Genomic DNA, 16,237 nt, shown 5'->3' with positions numbered 1-16,237 from the left:
ACTTTCATTTACCCGCCGGAACGCTTTGCACAATACTGGAAGCACAGATACCTATTCGATGGAGCGGGGAACATGGAAGCCGTCCTCTGGATCGCCCTGGCGCTGGCACTGGTGGCGCTGGGAGGCACCGTCACCTGGCTGATCGGGACCCGGGTGCCCGAGCCGGTGTTCGAACGCGCGCAGCGGCATGGCCGCTTTGCCGGGCTGGAACCGCGCCCCCCCCCCCGCCGGGTGGGGCGCGTGCGGCAATGGCGCCTGGTGGCCGTGCCCGGCCCGATGGGCCAACTGGTGCCGGTCCGGATCTGACCGCTTTGCGCTATTGCGGGAAATCCCAGCGCTGCGACCAGTCGGATTCTTCGCGCACGATGTCACGCAGGATGCGCACGGCATCCTGCGACGCCCCTGCGGGGGTCCTGGCGCAGACGAGGAATACCGGATAAGAGAACTCTGACGCGCCTTCCACGCGCGCCAGCACCCCGCTGTCCAGGTAGCTCTGCACCACGCGTGTCCGGAAATACCCACTGCCACCGAACTGCAGGATGTACTGCAGCGCCAGCGGCCCCAGGTTGAAGTACAGCGAGGCGCGCGCATGCTCCGGCAGCGCGCTGTCATGCTGGCGGCGGAATTCCGGTCCCCAGTCGATATAGACATAGCCGCCGTCGCGCTGCGTCGAGCGGATCAGGATCAGCTTCTCTTCCATCAGCGCCTCGACATGCATGCCGGGCGCGTACTCCGGCTGGTAGACCAGCGCCGCATCCAGCGTGCCTGACTGCAGCTTGCGCTGCAGCTCCGCCCCTTCCCCCACTTCCGCCCGCACCGCCTGCGCCGGCATCAGCTGGCGCAGGCGCGTGGTCCACAGCAGCACCAGCGGGTTGCCCAGGCTGATTTCCGTACCGAAACGAAACAGGCTGGCCAGCCCGGCCGGCAACGGCAGCTCGCGGCAGGCCGCCTCCCAGGTCTGCACCAGCTGGCTGGCGTAGCCGAGAAAGCGCTGACCATCGGGCGTCAGCCGTGCGCCCGCCTTGTTGCGCTCGAACAGGCGGCAGTTAAGCTGCGATTCCAGGCTCTTGATGCGCGCGGTCACGGCGGTCTGGGTGACATGCAGCTTGTCAGCCGCGGCCAGCAGGCTGCCGGTGCGGACGACTTGCAGGAAGGTGCGGGCGAGATCGATGTCCATTGGGCGGGGAATTACCAGTGTGACGAATTGTAGGTAATGACAGACGAGATTGAGAATTATGGACGTACACACGCAGATGTACTTCTGATTGGATGGTGCTATGCTCGTACCTACAAGGATGTACATGGAAACCACAATGCCTTTCACCCGGATCTTCCGTAACGGAAACTCCCAAGCGGTGCGCATTCCCGCGGAACTGGCCTACCCCGACACCGATATGCAGCTGGAAATCGAGCGGATCGGCGATGAGTTGCGGATCCGCCCCGTGCGACAGCGCCTGACGGGCCTGCTCGACGCCTTCGCCGCGTTCCCGGCCGACTTCATGGCACAAGGCCGCGGCGACCAGGAGCAGGCTGAGCGGGAGGGATTCTGATGGCCAGGTATATGTTCGACACCAACATGTGCATCTACCTGATGAAGCACCAGCCGCCCCAGGTGGCCGAACGCTTTGCACAATGCTTCGAGGGCGATGTGGTGCTGTCTGCGATCACCCTGGCCGAACTCGAATACGGTGTAACCGCCTCGGGCAATCCGGAGGCTGCGCGGCGCGCGTTGCACGGGCTGGTCGCGCGGGTCCCAGTGCTGCCGCTGAACGCCGAAGCCGCGCGCGCCTACGGCCCGATTCGTGCCGCCAGGCGCGAACGCAAGGCAGATGTCATGGACAAGCTGATTGCCGCCCATGCCATTGCGGAGGATCTGACAGTGGTCACGCGCAACGTGCGCGACTTTGCGACGTATCCGGGCCTGCGCATCGAAGACTGGACCGCGTCACCCCAGGCCTGAACTCAAATACCCCAGCCTTCCCGAACGACTTCATGTCGGCAGGGCGGGACGAACAGGAACAGGTCAGGCGCTAAAGGCCGCACTGCGCCACTTGTTTCGCCACCCTGCTCCCGGGAGCCCCGCCAGGTCAGCGCGCCGGCTGCGGCCGCACCGCCGCTGGCATGGCAACCGGCACGGCGCCTGGCGCCGGCGCGCTGCGCGCCTCGCGCGGCAGCCTCAGCGGCGCGAGGCCTTCCGGCTCCCGCAAGGCCAACCCATTGTCATAACCGGTGGCAACGGCCTCCAGGTATCCGGGCGCAAACTTCTGTTCCGGCGTCACGGCCTGCACGGCAGGCGCTGCAGCCTGCGGCGCTTCGGACTGGGCGCAGGCGACACTGTTGATGCATAAGCCCAGCACGCGCAGCAGCGCCATGGCCTGGCGCGAGCGGTGCAGGATTGCGGGCGGGCGCGGCGCGGCCTGCCCTGTCTGGCATTGGGGTCGGGTGTACATCGGGGTTCTCCGGGAAGCCATTGCTGGCTGGTGGCACAACGAGCCGCGGCGCCGCGCTCGCTGTCCATTGCGCAATGACCGTGCCACCGCCACAAGGCTGGTTGCGGCGTGGATTACGGCACTTTCCGGGAATGGGATGGTGGGGCCAGGCCGACGCTGGCGGCAGGGATGTCGGTCGATCTCCAACACCCTCGGCGGCGTCCGCGCCGCCACAGGTGCGTAAGCCCCGCCCTCAGGGCTTGACCGCCGCCGCCAGCACTGCCGGCATCGGCACCTCGAAGCCGCTGCCGCGCATATAGGCGGCGACGGTGCCGCGCAGCACGGCGCGGATCTCGTCGCGGGCCTTGGGAGTCTGCGCGCGCAGCGTGGCGGCGGCGCGCACGGTGCCCTGGGCCAGCGCATCGAACAGCTGGTCGGGCGTGGAGAAGCGCCATACCTGCGGCACGTTGCGGCAGGTGGGCGAGACAAAGCCGGCCTGCTGCAACGCGGTGCGGCAATGGCCCGGATCGCTGAACAGGAAGAAGTTCGGCCCCACGGGGATATCGACCTCCATCGAGCCGTAGGCGCGGATCGCGGCATAGACCGCGCCGAAACCGACCGCGCGCTCGGGCGTGTCCCACACGGTGAAGGCAATGCGCCCGCCCGGGCGCAGCACGCGGAAGGCCTCGGCCAGCGCGGCATCGGGGTCGGACAGGTGGCACATGCCGAAGCCATTGACCACGGCATCGAAGCTGGCATCGCCGAACGGCAGCGCCTGCGCATCGGCCTGCTCGTAATGGACATCCGGATGGAGCTTGCGCGCCAGCTGCACCTGCGCCAGCGAGAAATCGATGCCGACGGACTCTGCGCCGCGCCGCACCGCCCCCGCCGCGACATGTCCGGAGCCGGTGGCCACATCCAGCACGCGCAGCCCGCTGGTCACATGGGCCTCGTCCAGCAGGGACTCGACCGATTGCCGGGTCACGTGCGACAGATGCTCCTGGTACTGGCTGACGACCTCGGGATCTTCCCAGCCAGCCAGCTCAAAAGCCCGAAACGAATCTGCGGTGTGGTCCATGCCCTCTCCTCGGCGTCGACGCCAGGCTGCCGGTTTGCGCGGACGCAGTGCCCCTCCGCCGTCTGACCCCGGTAAAACCAAGTATAGACAGCGCTGGCGGCGCTCAGCGGCCGGGCGTTCAGAGCGGCACCCGGACGTGCCCTCAGGCAAAGCGCAGCGTGGCCACGCCGGCGGCAATCAGGCAGGCCGCGCCCAGGCGGGCGGCGCCCACGCGCTCCTTGAGCAGCAGCCCGGAGATCAGCGCGCCGAACAGGATCGAGGACTCACGCAGGGCCGCTACCGGGGCCACCGGCGCGCGTGTCATCGCCCACAGCGACAGCCCGTAGGACGCCAGCGTGCCGCCGCCGCCCACCAGCGCGAACACCAGGTTGCGCCGCACATAGCCGCCCAGTGCCGGCCGGCGCGCCACCAGCGCCCACGCCGCCAGCGGGACCGCGGTCAGTAGGAAGATCCAGAACGAATACGCTACCGGCGCGCCGGAGCGGCGCACGCCGGTGCCGTCGATCAGCGTATAGGCGGCGATCACCACTGCGTTCAGCAGCGCCAGCCACATGCCCTCACGGCTGCCAGGGGCACCGCGGGCGCCACCCGCCATGGCCAGGATGCCCAGGCTGATCACGGCGATGCCGCTCCACGCCAGCGCCGACAGGTGCTCGCCCAGCCAGCCCACGCTGGCCACCGCCACCAGCAGCGGCGCGGTGCCGCGCATCAGGGGGTAGGTCTGGCTCATGTCCGCGGTGTGGTAGATGCGTGCCACCAGCGCGAAATACACCACGTGCACGCCCACTGACGCGGCGATGAACGGCCAGCTCGCCGGCGCCGGCTGCGGCAACGCCGGCAGCGCCACGGCGCCCATCAGTCCGGCGCTCACCGCCACCATCACCGTCGACAGCATCTTGTCGCCGCCGCCCTTGACCACCGCGTTCCAGGCGGCATGCAGGAACGCGGCGAGCAGGACGACAGCGAAGACCGTGAGAGACATGGACGGCAGCGGGCTCGGCGTGTGGGGACGCCGTCATTCTAGCGGTGCGGTGCCGCCGCTGCCGCGCCCTGGTCCGCCTACTTCGCGCCGCTGACCCGCCACACGGTATTGCCGACATCGTCGGCCACCAGCAAACCGCCTTGCTTGTCGATCGCCACGCCCACCGGCCGCCCGCGCGCGTTGCCGTCCTCATCGAGAAAGCCGGTCAGCACGTCGAACGGCGCGCCGTTGGGCCGGCCCTTGCTGAACGGCACGAAGATCACCTTGTAGCCCGCCAGCGGCCTGCGGTTCCACGAACCGTGCAGGCCCACGAACATGCCTTCGCTGAAGCGCGCCGGCAGGTTGTTGCCGCCGGCGGCGGCCAGCCCGAGCGATGCGGTGTGCGCCCCCACGGCATAGTCCGGCACGATGGCCCTGGCCACCAGGTCCGGCGCCGGCGGCTTCACGCGTGCGTCGACATGCTGGCCGTAGTAGCTGTAGGGCCAGCCATAGAAGCCGCCGTCGCGCACCGAGGTGATGTAGTCCGGCACCAGGTCGCTGCCGATTTCATCGCGCTCGTTGACGGCGGTCCAGAGCATGCCGGTGACCGGTTCCCACGCCATGCCGTTGGGATTGCGCAGGCCGCTGGCAAAGATCCGGTGTGTGCCGGCCTGCGGGTCGACCTCCCAGATGGCGGCGCGGCCGACCTCCTTGTCCATGCCGTGCTCGCCCACGTTGCTGTTGGAGCCCACCGTCACGTACAGCTTGCTGCCGTCGCGGCTGGCGATCAGGCTCTTGGTCCAGTGATGGTTGAGCGGCCCGCCGGGCAGGTCCACCACCTTCTGGGGCGCGGCCGTAATCCGGGTCTGTCCGGGCTGGTACGGGAAGCGCAGCACCGCGTCGGTGGCGGCCACGTAGAAGTCGTTGCCGACCAGGGCCATGCCGAACGGCGAGTTCAGGTCCTTTAGGAACACCGAGCGCTGGTCGGCGACGCCGTCGCCGTTGGTGTCGCGCAGCAGCGTGATGCGGTTGGCGCTGGGGGTGCCGGCGCCCGCGCGCTTCATCACCTTCTTCATGATCCAGCCGCGGAAGCCCTTGCCGTCGTCGGGCTTGGGCGGGGCATTGCTCTCGGCCACCAGCACGTCGCCGTTGGGCAGCACATAGACCCAGCGCGGATGGTCCAGCTTGTCGGCGAAGGCCGTCACCGCCATGCCTGCGGCCGGCACCGGGCGCTGGCCCGCGGCCCAGCCGATGGCCGGCGCGATCTTGACGGTGGGGATCGCGGTCTGGTTGGGTGGCGGCAGCTGCGGCGTGGGGCCAAAGCCCGCTTCGGAAGGCAGCTTGGCCGTTTCGCCGCAGGCGGCGAGCGCAGCGGTGGCGCCCGCCAAAAGAACGACACGCAACAGGGAAAAGGTGGTGGGCATCGGCATGGTCCGGGCTCCTCAGGCAACGCAGGGCGACGCGCCTGTTCCTGGACTATAGGATGCGTGCCGCCCGCCCCTCTGTAGGCGCCGGGGAGGCCGCCGTGTAGGACGATGCCCACGCCCGCGGCGCGCACGCCGCAGGCTGCCTCAGCCGCGGTGCGGCGTATCGAGCCCCTTCACCACCGCCGGGCGCTTCACGAAGGCCTCCAGCACGCGCCTGACATGCGGGAAGTCCTGGATGCCGACCAGTTCGCCCGCCTCATAGAAGCCAAGCAGGTTGCGCACCCACGGGAAGGTGGCGATATCGGCAATGGTGTAGGTGTCGCCCATGATCCAGTCGCGCCCTTCCAGCCGCTGGTTCAGCACGTTCAGCAGGCGCCGGCTTTCGGCCACGTAGCGGTCGCGCGGGCGCTTGTCCTCGTACTCCTTGCCCGCGAACTTGTGGAAAAAGCCCACCTGCCCGAACATCGGCCCGATGCCGCCCATCTGGAACATCACCCACTGGATGGTTTCGTAGCGGCGCGCGGGGTCGGCCGGGATCAGCTGGCCCGACTTGTCGGCCAGGTAGAGCAGGATCGCGCCCGATTCGAACAGCGCCAGCGGCTTGCCGCCCGGACCGTTGGGATCGAGGATGGCGGGAATCTTGTTGTTCGGGCTCAGCGACAGGAACTCCGGCGACATCTGGTCGTTGGCGTCGAAGCGCACCAGGTGCGGTTCATACGGCAGGCCGGTCTCCTCCAGCATGATCGACACCTTGACCCCGTTGGGCGTGGGCAGGGAATACAGCTGGATGCGGTCGGGATGCTGCGCCGGCCATTTGCGGGTGATGGGGAAAGCGGACAGATCGGGCACACTGGCTCCTGGTTCAGGCGCTTGCGCACTGCGCAAGAAGGCGCCGGACAACGGAAAAGCCCGATCATAAACCGCTCCTGCCATGCATGCAGCGCAGGGCCTCAGGCGGCCTCGGCCAGTTGCACCGCGCGATGCAGGGCCGCGCGCAAGGCCTCGCCCTGGATCGGCTTGTGCAACACCGGGAAGCCGCTGTCATGCAGCGCCTGCAGCCGGTCTGGCGCGGTGTCGCCGGTGACGATCAGCGCCGGCACCGCGCGGCCCAGGCTGGCGCGCAGCATGCCGACCGCGGCGATGCCGGTCAGGCCTTCGGCCAGCCGGTAGTCGGCCAGGATCAGGTGGACCGGGGCGGGCCCGTCCTGGCTGGCGGCGCGGTACGCAGCGCGCACTGCGGCAACGGTGCGCCCGCCGTAGACCACATGGCCCCAGAGCGACAGCAGTTCGGTGAGCGCGCCCAGCACCTGCGCGTCGTCGTCGACCAGCATCACGCAGAGCGGCTCGCCAGCGGCCGCGGGAATGGCGGGGGTGGCTGGATGCACCTGCGCCGCGGCGGCAGCCAGCGGCACGCGCACCGAGAACACGCAGCCGCGCCCCGGTGCGGAACGCAGGCCCACCTGGTGGCCAAGCAGCGCCGCCAGGCGCCGCACGATCGCCAGGCCCAGGCCCAGTCCCTTTGCGCCCGCCTGGTCGTCGCCTGCCGTGGCAAGGCCCGGCACCTGGGCGTATTCGTCGAACACGCGCGACTGCTGGGCCGCGCGCCCACCAGGATGCTGGCACGCGGCGCATGGCGCAGCGCATTGGCCACCAGGTTGTCGAGGATGCGCTTGAGCAGGTCCGGATCGCTGTCGATCCACGCGCGCGCCGGCACCACCCGCAGCACGCTGCCGCGCTGGCACGCCTGCTCGGCGTACTCGTCGCGCAGCTCGGCCAGCAGCCGCGCCAGCTGCAGCGGCTGGCGGCGCACCGGCATCACGCCGGCATCCAGGCGCGAGGCGTCGAGCAGGCCGTCGAGCAGGTTGTCCATGCGCGCCAGCGTGGCTTGCAGCCGGTGGCCGATGGCATGCGCCTGGCCGCCTGCCACATCGCCGCGCTCGCCCAGAGTCAGCAGCGATGCCGCCTGCAGGCCGATGGCATACACCGGCTGGCGCAGGTCGTGCCCGGCGGCCGCCAGGAAGCGCGTCTTGGCCCGGTCCGCGGCGGTGGCGCGGTCGCGCTCGCGCTCAAGCTCGCCGATCAGCGCGACGTTCTCGAAGCGCAGTGTCACGCCATCGCGCAGCGCGCGATAGGTGACCTGGCTGTAGTAGATGTTGACGCACAGCAGGCACGCGGCAAAGCCCGCGTAGACGCCATACACCGGCCCCTGCTGCACCAGGCAATAGATGGTGAACGGCAGCAGCATGGCCGCGACTGAACCGCGGTAGGTGGCCGGATGCGCCGACAGCGACGGGATCGCGCCACTGGACATGCCGGCCAGCACGATGCAGCAGAACGCCACCAGCTGCGGCTCGGGCGGCAGCAGGATGGCAGAGCCCACGGCGCCCCACAGCAGGCTGGACAGCCAGGACAGCACCATGAAGCGGCGTGCCCACACCTGCGGCGGCGTGCTGCCGTCGCGCCGGAAGTAGCGCCACGACAGGCCGATGCGCAGCGTGGTCAGCAGGTACACCGCGGCCATCCAGCCGGCCAGCATGGGCAGCGGCACGCTGGGACGCAGCACATAGACCACCGGCAGCGCAATGACGAAGTTGGCAAACAGGACCGCGTTGGACTGGCGGTAGAGCAGGTCCACCATCGCCGCCGGCACATCTCCGGGCTGCCAGGCCGGCGGCAATCCGGTGCCTGTGGCTGTCATGATGCGAGCGCCCGTTGCGGGCGGCAGGAAACGGTACGGCAACAGGACAACGGAAGCTTGCGCATGCTAGGTAGGCCGTGGGGCAGGTTGGGCGTGCAACGCTATAATCCAGCCGGCCGCCGGTTCATTGGGGCATTCAGCAGGCCACCTGCAGCTGCCGGACTGACGGGCTGCCGTTTTATACCACCTTCCCTTTCCCATTCGCCACCGATGCACCTGCCGCGATGAGCCGCTTTTCCGTCCCGACCCGCGTGGCCCTCGCCGATGACCATGCCATCGTGCTGGAGGGCCTCAAGCAAGTGCTGTCCGGCGTCGGCAACCTGGTGCTGGCGGGCGAGGCAGCAGATGGCGCGCAACTGCTGGGGCTCCTGGAACGGGTACCGACCGACCTGCTGGTGATGGACCTGGGCATGCCCGGCGTCGATGGCCTGGCCTTCGTGGAACGCCTGCGCACAAGGCATCCTCCGCTGCGCATCCTGGTGCTGACCGGCAGCGCGGGCGCGGGCATGGCCCACGCGGCGATCGATGCGGGCGCCAATGGCTACCTGGTCAAGAGCGGCGATATCAGCGAACTGGTGCCCGCGCTCATGGCCCTGCGCGAGGGCCGCAACTTCGTGGCCGCGCGCGCCACTGCACCAGCCACCGCGGCACCGGACGGAATTGCCACGCTCACCCGGCGCGAACTGCAGATCCTGATGCTGATCGCGCGCGGCGCCACCGCCGGCGACATTGCCGCGCAACTCGACATCAGCCCGCTGACTGCGCGCAAGCACCGCGAGAACCTGATGCGCAAGCTCGACCTGCACAATACCGCGGAGGTGGTGGCGTACGCCGCGCGCCAGGGGATTCCGCTGGGTGCTCCAAAACCGCCCGAACTAGCCTGAGCAAGGTGTTCTCCCTCTCCCCTCATGGGGAGAGGGAACATCCCAGCGGCAATTTGGTGGTGGTGGCGTATGCCACCCGTCAAGCCGGCGAAATCCAAATACAAAAGGGGCCCCGCAAGCGGGGCCCCTTCTTCATGCCAGCCTGACTGCGCGGCTTACACCGTCACGCCGTCGGCCACTTCCTTGAAGTCCTCGATCTGGTCGAAGTTCATGTACTTGTAGATCTTGTCGCCATTGGCGTTGAGCACGCCCATGTCGGCCATGTACTCTTCCTTGGTCGGGATACGGCCCAGGCGCGAGCAGATCGCCGCCAGTTCGGCGGAACCCAGGTACACGTTGGTGTTCTTGCCCAGGCGGTTCGGGAAGTTACGCGTGCTGGTCGACATCACCGTGGCGCCTTCGCGCACCTGTGCCTGGTTGCCCATGCACAGCGAGCAGCCCGGCATTTCGGTGCGGGCACCGGCGGTGCCGAACACGCCATAGTGGCCTTCCTCGGTCAGCTGCTTCTGGTCCATCTTGGTCGGCGGAGCCACCCACAGCTTGACCGGGATGTCGCGCTTGCCTTCCAGCAGCTTGGAGGCTGCGCGGAAGTGGCCGATGTTGGTCATGCACGAACCGATAAACACTTCGTCGATCTTGGCGCCGGCCACCTCGGACAGCGTCTTGACGTCGTCCGGGTCGTTCGGGCAGGCCACGATCGGCTCATGCACGTCGGCCAGGTCGATCTCGATCACGGCGGCGTATTCGGCGTCGGCGTCCGGCTCCAGCAGCTTGGGATCGGCCAGCCACGCTTCCATGGCCTTGATGCGGCGCTGCAGGCTGCGCGGGTCCTGGTAGCCCTGGGCGATCATCCACTTCAGCAGCGTGATGTTGCTGTTGATGTATTCGATGATCGGGTCCTTGTTCAGGCGCACCGTGCAACCGGCGGCCGAGCGCTCAGCCGATGCATCCGACAGCTCGAACGCTTGCTCGACCTTCAGGTCGGGCAGGCCTTCGATTTCCAGGACGCGGCCCGAGAAGATGTTCTTCTTGCCTTGCTTGGCCACGGTCAGCAGGCCTTGCTTGATCGCGTACAGCGGAATCGCGTTGACCAGGTCGCGCAGCGTCACGCCGGGCTGCATCTTGCCCTTGAAGCGGACCAGCACCGATTCCGGCATGTCCAGCGGCATCACGCCGGTGGCGGCGGCAAAGGCCACCAGGCCCGAACCTGCGGGGAAGCTGATGCCGATCGGGAAGCGGGTGTGCGAATCGCCGCCGGTGCCGACGGTGTCGGGCAGCAGCATGCGGTTCAGCCACGAGTGGATCACGCCGTCGCCCGGGCGCAGCGAGATGCCCCCGCGGGTGCTGATGAACTCGGGCAGCGTGTGGTGGGTCTTGACGTCGACCGGCTTCGGATAGGCGGCGGTGTGGCAGAACGACTGCATCACCAGGTCGGCCGAGAAGCCCAGGCAGGCCAGGTCCTTCAGTTCGTCGCGGGTCATCGGGCCGGTGGTGTCCTGCGAGCCCACCGAGGTCATCTTCGGTTCGCAGTAGGTGCCCGGGCGGATGCCCTTGCCTTCAGGCAGGCCGCAGGCGCGGCCGACCATCTTCTGCGCCAGCGTGAAGCCGCGGCCGGTATCGGCCGGGTTCTGCGGCAGGCGGAACAGCGTCGACGGGGCCAGGCCCAGCGCTTCGCGCGCCTTGGCGGTCAGGCCACGGCCGACGATCAGGGGAATACGGCCGCCGGCGCGGACTTCATCGAACAGCACGTCGGACTTGACCTTGAACTCGGCGATCACTGCGCCGTCCTTCAGGGCCTTGCCTTCATACGGGCGCAGTTCGACCACGTCGCCCATTTCCATCTTCGACACGTCCAGCTCGATCGGCAGCGCGCCGGCGTCTTCCATGGTGTTGTAGAAGATCGGGGCGATCTTGTTGCCCAGGCACACGCCGCCGAAGCGCTTGTTCGGGATGAACGGGATGTCTTCGCCGGTGAACCACAGCACCGAGTTGGTGGCGGACTTGCGGCTGGAGCCGGTACCGACCACGTCGCCCACGTAGGCGACCAGGTGGCCCTTTTCCTTCAGCGATTCAATGAACTTGACCGGGCCGCGCTTGCCGTCTTCTTCCGGCTGGAACGCAGCGCCTTCGCGCTTGTTCTTCAGCATGGCCAGCGCGTGCATCGGGATGTCCGGGCGGGTGGTGGCGTCCGGGGCCGGCGACAGGTCGTCAGTGTTGGTTTCGCCCGGCACCTTGAACACGGTGATGGTCAGGCTTTGCGGCACTTCCGGACGGCTGGTGAACCACTCGGCGTCGGCCCAGCTTTGCAGCACGGCCTTGGCGTTGGCATTGCCCTGGTCGGCCTTTTCCTTCACGTCGTGGAAGGCGTCGAACATCAGCAGGGTCTTCTTCAGCGCCTCGGCGGCGACGGTGCCCACTTCGGCATCGTCCAGCAGCTCGATCAGCGGCGAGATGTTGTAGCCGCCCAGCATGGTGCCCAGCAGCTCGGTCGCCTTGGCGCGCGAGATCAGCGCGCACTTTTCCTTGCCCAGCGCCACGGCGGCCAGGTACGAGGCCTTGACCTTGGCGGCGTCATCCACGCCGGCCGGCACGCGGTAGGTGATCAGCTCCACCAGGGTCTGCTCTTCACCGGCGGGCGGGTTCTTCAGCAGTTCGACCAGCTCGGCCGTCTGCTTGGCGGTCAGGGGCAGAGGGGGGATGCCAAGCGCGGCGCGCTCGGCCACATGTGCGCGATAGTTTTCAAGCATGGGAACCTGCTGAGTAATTAGGTTTAGAAAATCTCGTTACGTCGCGATTGTAGTCTGAAGCCGCTCCCTGGTCAAATGTCTTATATCTTATATAAGAGTGAAGACAAAAAACATCATGCAAATCAACGCATTGGAGATTGAAGGACGTGCAAACCCACATGATTCACTACCCGACTGGCGTAGTAGGGAATGCATGGCGGCGCTACCGCGCCCCTGCCCGGCGGCCCGGCCAGGAATCGCGGCAGCTTGCACCGGCACTCAAGTTCACACGACATCAAGCGTTAACCAGCCTGCAGGCGCGCAACAAACGGCGCCCGCTCGCGTAGCCGTGCCTGCTCCCTTTCCGCTCAAATGGCCAAGCTGAAAGGGTTTCCCCCTTTTTTTCGGCCCTTTGCTGGCCTGCGATTCCGGAAGAATGGCAGGCATTCCGATACAGGCTTCTCATGGCGAACACGGCTTCCCCTCCCCGGACTGGCAACACAGGCAAGCGCGGCCGGCTGCTGCTGATCGGCGCCGGCGTGCTGGTGGTGGCACTGGGCGCCGGAGGCTTCGTGCTGGGCAGCGTGCTGAGCAACCGCCAGCCGGCGGCGCCCGCCGCGCCTGCCGCCCCGGTCGTGCCGCCGCCGATCTTCGTGCCGCTGGACGCGTTCACCGTCAACCTGCGCAGCGACGACGGCGACCGCTTCCTGCACACCGGCCTGTCACTGAAGGTGGCCGATGCCGAGACCCAGGCTCGCCTGGCCCAGTACCTGCCCGAGGCACGCAGCCGCATCCTGCTGCTGCTGTCGGCCAGGCAGCCGGCCGACCTGGCCACCGTCGAAGGCAAGCGCAAGCTGGCCGACGACATCCGCGACACCATCAGCAAGCCGTTTGCCAGCGGCCTGCCGGCGCAGCGGGTGCTGGACGTGCTCTTCACCTCTTTCGTGGTGCAGTAAGCGCAATCCAGGGCCGCACCGGATTCATCCATAACGCCGCACAAGGGGCAGGACACTAGATGGCCTACGACAAGTTCCTCTCGCAAGACGAGGTCGACGAGCTGCTCAAGGGCGTATCCGGCGAAGCCGATACGCCCAAGGCCAGCGAGCCTGCGCTCGACGAGGGCGGTGTGCGCCCCTACAACCTGGCCACGCAGGAGCGCATCATCCGCGGCCGCCTGCACACGCTGGAAATCATCAACGAGCGCTTTGCGCGCTCGATGCGCACGGCGCTGTTCAATTTCATCCGCCGCGGCGCGGACATCACCGTGGGCAGCATCAGGATCGAGAAATTCGGCGACTTCGCGCGCAACCTGCCGATGCCGACCAACCTGAACCTGGTCCACCTGAAGCCGCTGCGCGGCACGGCGCTGTTCGTCTACGACCCGAACCTGGTGTTTCTGGTGGTGGACAACCTGTTCGGCGGCGACGGCCGCTTCCACACCCGCGTGGAAGGCCGCGACTTCACCCAGACCGAGCAGCGCATCATCCAGCGCATGCTGGAGCTGACGCTGGCCAGCTACGGCAACGCCTGGCGCACCGTGCACCCGATCGAGACCGAGTACATCCGCTCGGAGATGCACCCCAAGTTTGCCAACGTCGCCACCCACAACGAGGCCGTGGTGACCACCGCCTTCCATATCGAACTGGGCGCCGTCGGCGGGCAGCTCCACGTGTGCCTGCCGTACGCGATGATCGAGCCGCTCAAGGACCTGCTGATGAATCCGCTGCAGGACGAGAAGGAAGTCGACAAGGGCTGGGTCACGCAACTGTCCACGCAGCTGCGCGCGGCCGAGGTGGAGCTGGTGGCCGAGTTCGCGCACCTGCAGAGCACCGTGGCCGAAGTGCTGGCGATGCGCGCCGGCGACGTGCTGCCGATCGAGCTGCCGGAGAAGGTGTTCGGCAAGGTGGACGGCGTGCCCGTCATGCAATGCGGCTTCGGCACGATGAACGGCCAGTACGCGCTGCGGGTAGAACGAATGATCAATCACCAGGACGGCGATTCCCACCTGGACACCGAGGACAGCGATTATGAGTGACGGCATCGAGGACAAGCCCGTCGATCCGATGGACGACTGGGCCAGCGCGCTGGCCGAGCAGACCAGCGCCACATCCGCCGGGATCCCCGCAGCTGCCGCACCGGCGGCCCAACCCGCGGCCACTCCGGCCGCCGCCACCGTGTTCCAGCCGCTGGCGAAGGAAGCGCCGAGCGGCTTCCGCAACGATATCGAGATGATTCTCGATATCCCGGTGCAGCTGACCGTGGAACTGGGCCGCACCAAGGTGCCCATCAAGAACCTGCTGCAGCTGGCGCAGGGCTCGGTGGTGGAGCTGGACGGCCTGGCCGGCGAACCGATGGACGTGCTGGTCAACGGCTACCTGATCGCGCAGGGCGAGGTAGTGGTGGTGAACGACAAGTTCGGCATCCGCCTGACGGACATCATCACGCCGTCCGAACGCATCCGGAAGCTGAACAAATGATCATGCACACGCGCGCCAGCCTGGCCGTGCTTGCGGCGCTGCCGGGGGCCGCCATGGCCGCCGACGGCACGCACGCGCCCGCCATCAGCGGCGCGGCCAGCCTGGCGCAGGCCGGGCTGGGGCTGTTCGCCATCGTCGCGCTGATCCTGGGCATGGCCTGGGTGGCCCGGCGTGCCGGCCTGGTCCGTCAGGCCACCGGCGGCGCGATGAAGGTGGTCGGCAGCACCATGCTCGGCGCGCGCCAGCGCCTGGTGCTGGTGGAAGTGGGCGATACCTGGCTGGTGCTGGGCGTGAGCCCCGGCGAAATCCGGCCACTGCATACCCTGCCTGCGGGCACCACCGCAGCCAATCCCCTCGCCGCCACCGGCGGTGCAGGCCCTTCGCAACAGCCGGGTGGCGGCACCTTTGCCGAAAAGCTGCTGCGTTCGATGCAAAATCACTTCAAGTCATGAATTCCCCGCGTGCCGCGCTGCGGCGCCCGCTGCCGGGCCCGCTGCTGTCCCTGCTCGCGCTGATGCTGGCCATTGCCGCGCTGGCGCCCGCGCCGGCCTGGGCCCAGGCACTGCCCGGCGTCATCAGCAAGCCCGCCCCGGGCGGCGGCCAGATCTGGTCGCTGCCGGTGCAGACGCTGGTGCTGCTGACCTCGCTGTCGTTCCTGCCTGCGGCGATGCTGCTGATGACCGGCTTCACCCGCATCATCATCGTGCTGGGCCTGCTGCGCAGCGCACTGGGCACCGCCACCTCGCCGCCCAACCAGGTGCTGGTGGGCCTGTCGCTGTTCCTGACCTTCTTCGTGATGGCACCGGTGTTCGACCGTGTCTACAACGACGCCTACAAGCCGCTGTCGGAAAACAAGATCAGCCTGGAAGCCGCCGCGGCCAAGGCCGCGGAGCCGCTCAAGGCCTTCATGCTGCGCCAGACCCGCGAGAAAGACCTGGCCATGTTCGCGCAGATGGCCAAGGCGCCTGAGATGCAGGGCCCCGAGGAAGTGCCGCTCAGCATCCTGGTGCCGGCCTTCGTCACCAGCGAGTTGAAGACCGCGTTCCAGATCGGCTTCACCATCTTCATCCCGTTCCTGATCATCGACCTGGTCGTCGCCAGCGTGCTGATGGCGATGGGGATGATGATGGTGCCGCCGGCCACCATCTCGCTGCCGTTCAAGCTGATGCTGTTCGTGCTGGTCGACGGCTGGCAGCTGCTGCTCGGTTCGCTGGCGCAGAGCTTCATGAACTGACACGGCCCCAACGCCCGCCACCCACCGCAGAGTCCGAGCCATGACACCCGAGACCGTAATGACCATCGCCACCCAGGCGATGAAGATGACCCTGCTGCTGGCCGCCCCGCTGCTGCTGGTGGCGCTGGCCGCCGGCCTGGTGGTGAGCCTGTTCCAGGCCGCGACGCAGATCAACGAGATGACGCTGAGCTTCATCCCCAAGCTGATCGCGCTGTTCGCCACCATGGTGCTGGCGGGGCCGTGGATGATCAATTCCATGGTCGACTACATGCGCGAGGTGTTCCAGAGCATTCCCGCGCTGGCGCACTGACGCTGGCCAGCCC

At 67.8% G+C, this 16,237-nt stretch carries 18 protein-coding genes and 2 pseudogenes; 10 read left to right on the top strand and 10 right to left on the bottom strand.

What is annotated here, in order from left to right:
* Positions 1 to 72: 72 nt before the first annotated feature.
* Positions 73 to 306 carry a hypothetical protein gene (locus AC3WRR_RS33190; RefSeq protein ID WP_492299280.1) on the top strand — a complete coding sequence of 78 codons (234 nt, stop codon included), beginning with the start codon at positions 73 to 75 and terminating at the stop codon, positions 304 to 306.
* Positions 307 to 316: 10 nt separating this feature from the next.
* Here AC3WRR_RS33190 and AC3WRR_RS33185 read toward each other — a convergent pair whose 3' ends face one another.
* The gene (locus AC3WRR_RS33185) at positions 317 to 1,177 is read right to left on the bottom strand and encodes a LysR family transcriptional regulator (RefSeq protein ID WP_058698484.1); all 861 of its coding nucleotides are present in this window, start codon (positions 1,175 to 1,177) and stop codon (positions 317 to 319) included.
* Between the two features lie 124 nt (positions 1,178 to 1,301).
* Between AC3WRR_RS33185 and vapB the strand changes: the two genes are divergently transcribed.
* Both vapB and AC3WRR_RS33175 read left to right on the top strand, forming a co-directional pair.
* Positions 1,302 to 1,550, top strand: coding sequence for a type II toxin-antitoxin system VapB family antitoxin (gene vapB, locus AC3WRR_RS33180; RefSeq protein ID WP_011616683.1), 249 nt, complete (start codon positions 1,302 to 1,304; stop codon positions 1,548 to 1,550).
* On the top strand, positions 1,550 to 1,960 hold the full coding sequence (locus AC3WRR_RS33175) for a type II toxin-antitoxin system VapC family toxin (protein ID WP_010810384.1): 411 nt from the start codon (positions 1,550 to 1,552) through the stop codon (positions 1,958 to 1,960). Before vapB ends, AC3WRR_RS33175 begins: the two co-directional genes overlap by 1 nt.
* A gap of 127 nt (positions 1,961 to 2,087) precedes the next feature.
* Here the strand turns inward: AC3WRR_RS33175 and AC3WRR_RS33170 are convergent, their stop codons facing one another.
* The 8 genes and pseudogenes from AC3WRR_RS33170 to AC3WRR_RS33135 all read right to left on the bottom strand — a co-directional run.
* The gene (locus tag AC3WRR_RS33170) at positions 2,088 to 2,450 is read right to left on the bottom strand and encodes a hypothetical protein (protein WP_010810385.1); all 363 of its coding nucleotides are present in this window, start codon (positions 2,448 to 2,450) and stop codon (positions 2,088 to 2,090) included.
* A gap of 232 nt (positions 2,451 to 2,682) precedes the next feature.
* Positions 2,683 to 3,507: a class I SAM-dependent methyltransferase gene (locus tag AC3WRR_RS33165; protein ID WP_010810386.1), complete on the bottom strand. Its 825-nt coding sequence runs from the start codon at positions 3,505 to 3,507 to the stop codon at positions 2,683 to 2,685.
* A gap of 142 nt (positions 3,508 to 3,649) precedes the next feature.
* Positions 3,650 to 4,489: an EamA family transporter gene (locus AC3WRR_RS33160; protein WP_439672459.1), complete on the bottom strand. Its 840-nt coding sequence runs from the start codon at positions 4,487 to 4,489 to the stop codon at positions 3,650 to 3,652.
* Between the two features lie 77 nt (positions 4,490 to 4,566).
* Positions 4,567 to 5,898, bottom strand: coding sequence for a PQQ-dependent sugar dehydrogenase (locus AC3WRR_RS33155; RefSeq protein ID WP_492299277.1), 1,332 nt, complete (start codon positions 5,896 to 5,898; stop codon positions 4,567 to 4,569).
* A 141-nt stretch (positions 5,899 to 6,039) separates the two neighbouring features.
* Positions 6,040 to 6,744, bottom strand: coding sequence for a glutathione S-transferase N-terminal domain-containing protein (locus AC3WRR_RS33150; RefSeq protein WP_010810389.1), 705 nt, complete (start codon positions 6,742 to 6,744; stop codon positions 6,040 to 6,042).
* Between the two features lie 101 nt (positions 6,745 to 6,845).
* Complete coding sequence (locus AC3WRR_RS33145; RefSeq protein WP_492299285.1) at positions 6,846 to 7,226, bottom strand: response regulator; 381 nt, start codon at positions 7,224 to 7,226, stop codon at positions 6,846 to 6,848.
* Between the two features lie 129 nt (positions 7,227 to 7,355).
* Positions 7,356 to 7,457, bottom strand: a pseudogene (locus tag AC3WRR_RS33140) (hypothetical protein); the annotation flags it as partial.
* Positions 7,458 to 7,774: 317 nt separating this feature from the next.
* Positions 7,775 to 8,140 (bottom strand): annotated as a pseudogene (locus AC3WRR_RS33135) (hybrid sensor histidine kinase/response regulator); the annotation flags it as partial.
* Between the two features lie 677 nt (positions 8,141 to 8,817).
* On the opposite strand from AC3WRR_RS33135, the gene AC3WRR_RS33130 reads away from it, so the two are divergent.
* Entirely contained in the window at positions 8,818 to 9,477 is a 660-nt protein-coding gene (locus tag AC3WRR_RS33130; RefSeq protein ID WP_454749397.1) for a response regulator, read from the top strand.
* A gap of 155 nt (positions 9,478 to 9,632) precedes the next feature.
* On the opposite strand, the gene acnB is transcribed toward AC3WRR_RS33130, so the two are convergent.
* Positions 9,633 to 12,224: a bifunctional aconitate hydratase 2/2-methylisocitrate dehydratase gene (gene acnB, locus AC3WRR_RS33125; RefSeq protein ID WP_010810392.1), complete on the bottom strand. Its 2,592-nt coding sequence runs from the start codon at positions 12,222 to 12,224 to the stop codon at positions 9,633 to 9,635.
* A gap of 443 nt (positions 12,225 to 12,667) precedes the next feature.
* On the opposite strand from acnB, the gene fliL reads away from it, so the two are divergent.
* Genes fliL through fliQ form a run of 6 tightly spaced genes read left to right on the top strand, consistent with a single transcriptional unit; the run spans position 12,668 to position 16,224 of the window.
* Entirely contained in the window at positions 12,668 to 13,159 is a 492-nt protein-coding gene (gene fliL, locus AC3WRR_RS33120) for a flagellar basal body-associated protein FliL (RefSeq protein ID WP_011616679.1), read from the top strand.
* A 59-nt stretch (positions 13,160 to 13,218) separates the two neighbouring features.
* Positions 13,219 to 14,238 carry a flagellar motor switch protein FliM gene (gene fliM / locus AC3WRR_RS33115; protein ID WP_010810394.1) on the top strand — a complete coding sequence of 340 codons (1,020 nt, stop codon included), beginning with the start codon at positions 13,219 to 13,221 and terminating at the stop codon, positions 14,236 to 14,238.
* A complete protein-coding gene (gene fliN / locus AC3WRR_RS33110; protein ID WP_010810395.1) occupies positions 14,231 to 14,680 on the top strand; it encodes a flagellar motor switch protein FliN in 450 nt (149 codons plus the stop codon). Before fliM ends, fliN begins: the two co-directional genes overlap by 8 nt.
* Positions 14,677 to 15,132, top strand: coding sequence for a flagellar biosynthetic protein FliO (gene fliO, locus AC3WRR_RS33105; protein ID WP_010810396.1), 456 nt, complete (start codon positions 14,677 to 14,679; stop codon positions 15,130 to 15,132). The genes fliN and fliO overlap by 4 nt, the downstream gene beginning before the upstream one ends.
* Positions 15,129 to 15,914, top strand: coding sequence for a flagellar type III secretion system pore protein FliP (gene fliP / locus AC3WRR_RS33100; protein WP_010810397.1), 786 nt, complete (start codon positions 15,129 to 15,131; stop codon positions 15,912 to 15,914). Before fliO ends, fliP begins: the two co-directional genes overlap by 4 nt.
* Before the next feature lie 40 nt (positions 15,915 to 15,954).
* The gene (fliQ, locus tag AC3WRR_RS33095) at positions 15,955 to 16,224 is read left to right on the top strand and encodes a flagellar biosynthesis protein FliQ (protein WP_010810398.1); all 270 of its coding nucleotides are present in this window, start codon (positions 15,955 to 15,957) and stop codon (positions 16,222 to 16,224) included.
* The last annotated feature ends 13 nt before the right edge of the window (positions 16,225 to 16,237 follow it).

The sequence above is a fragment of the Cupriavidus sp. FW305-3-2-15-C-LB2 genome, assembly GCF_058787575.1.
This window is presented reverse-complemented; position numbering and strand designations above follow the sequence as displayed.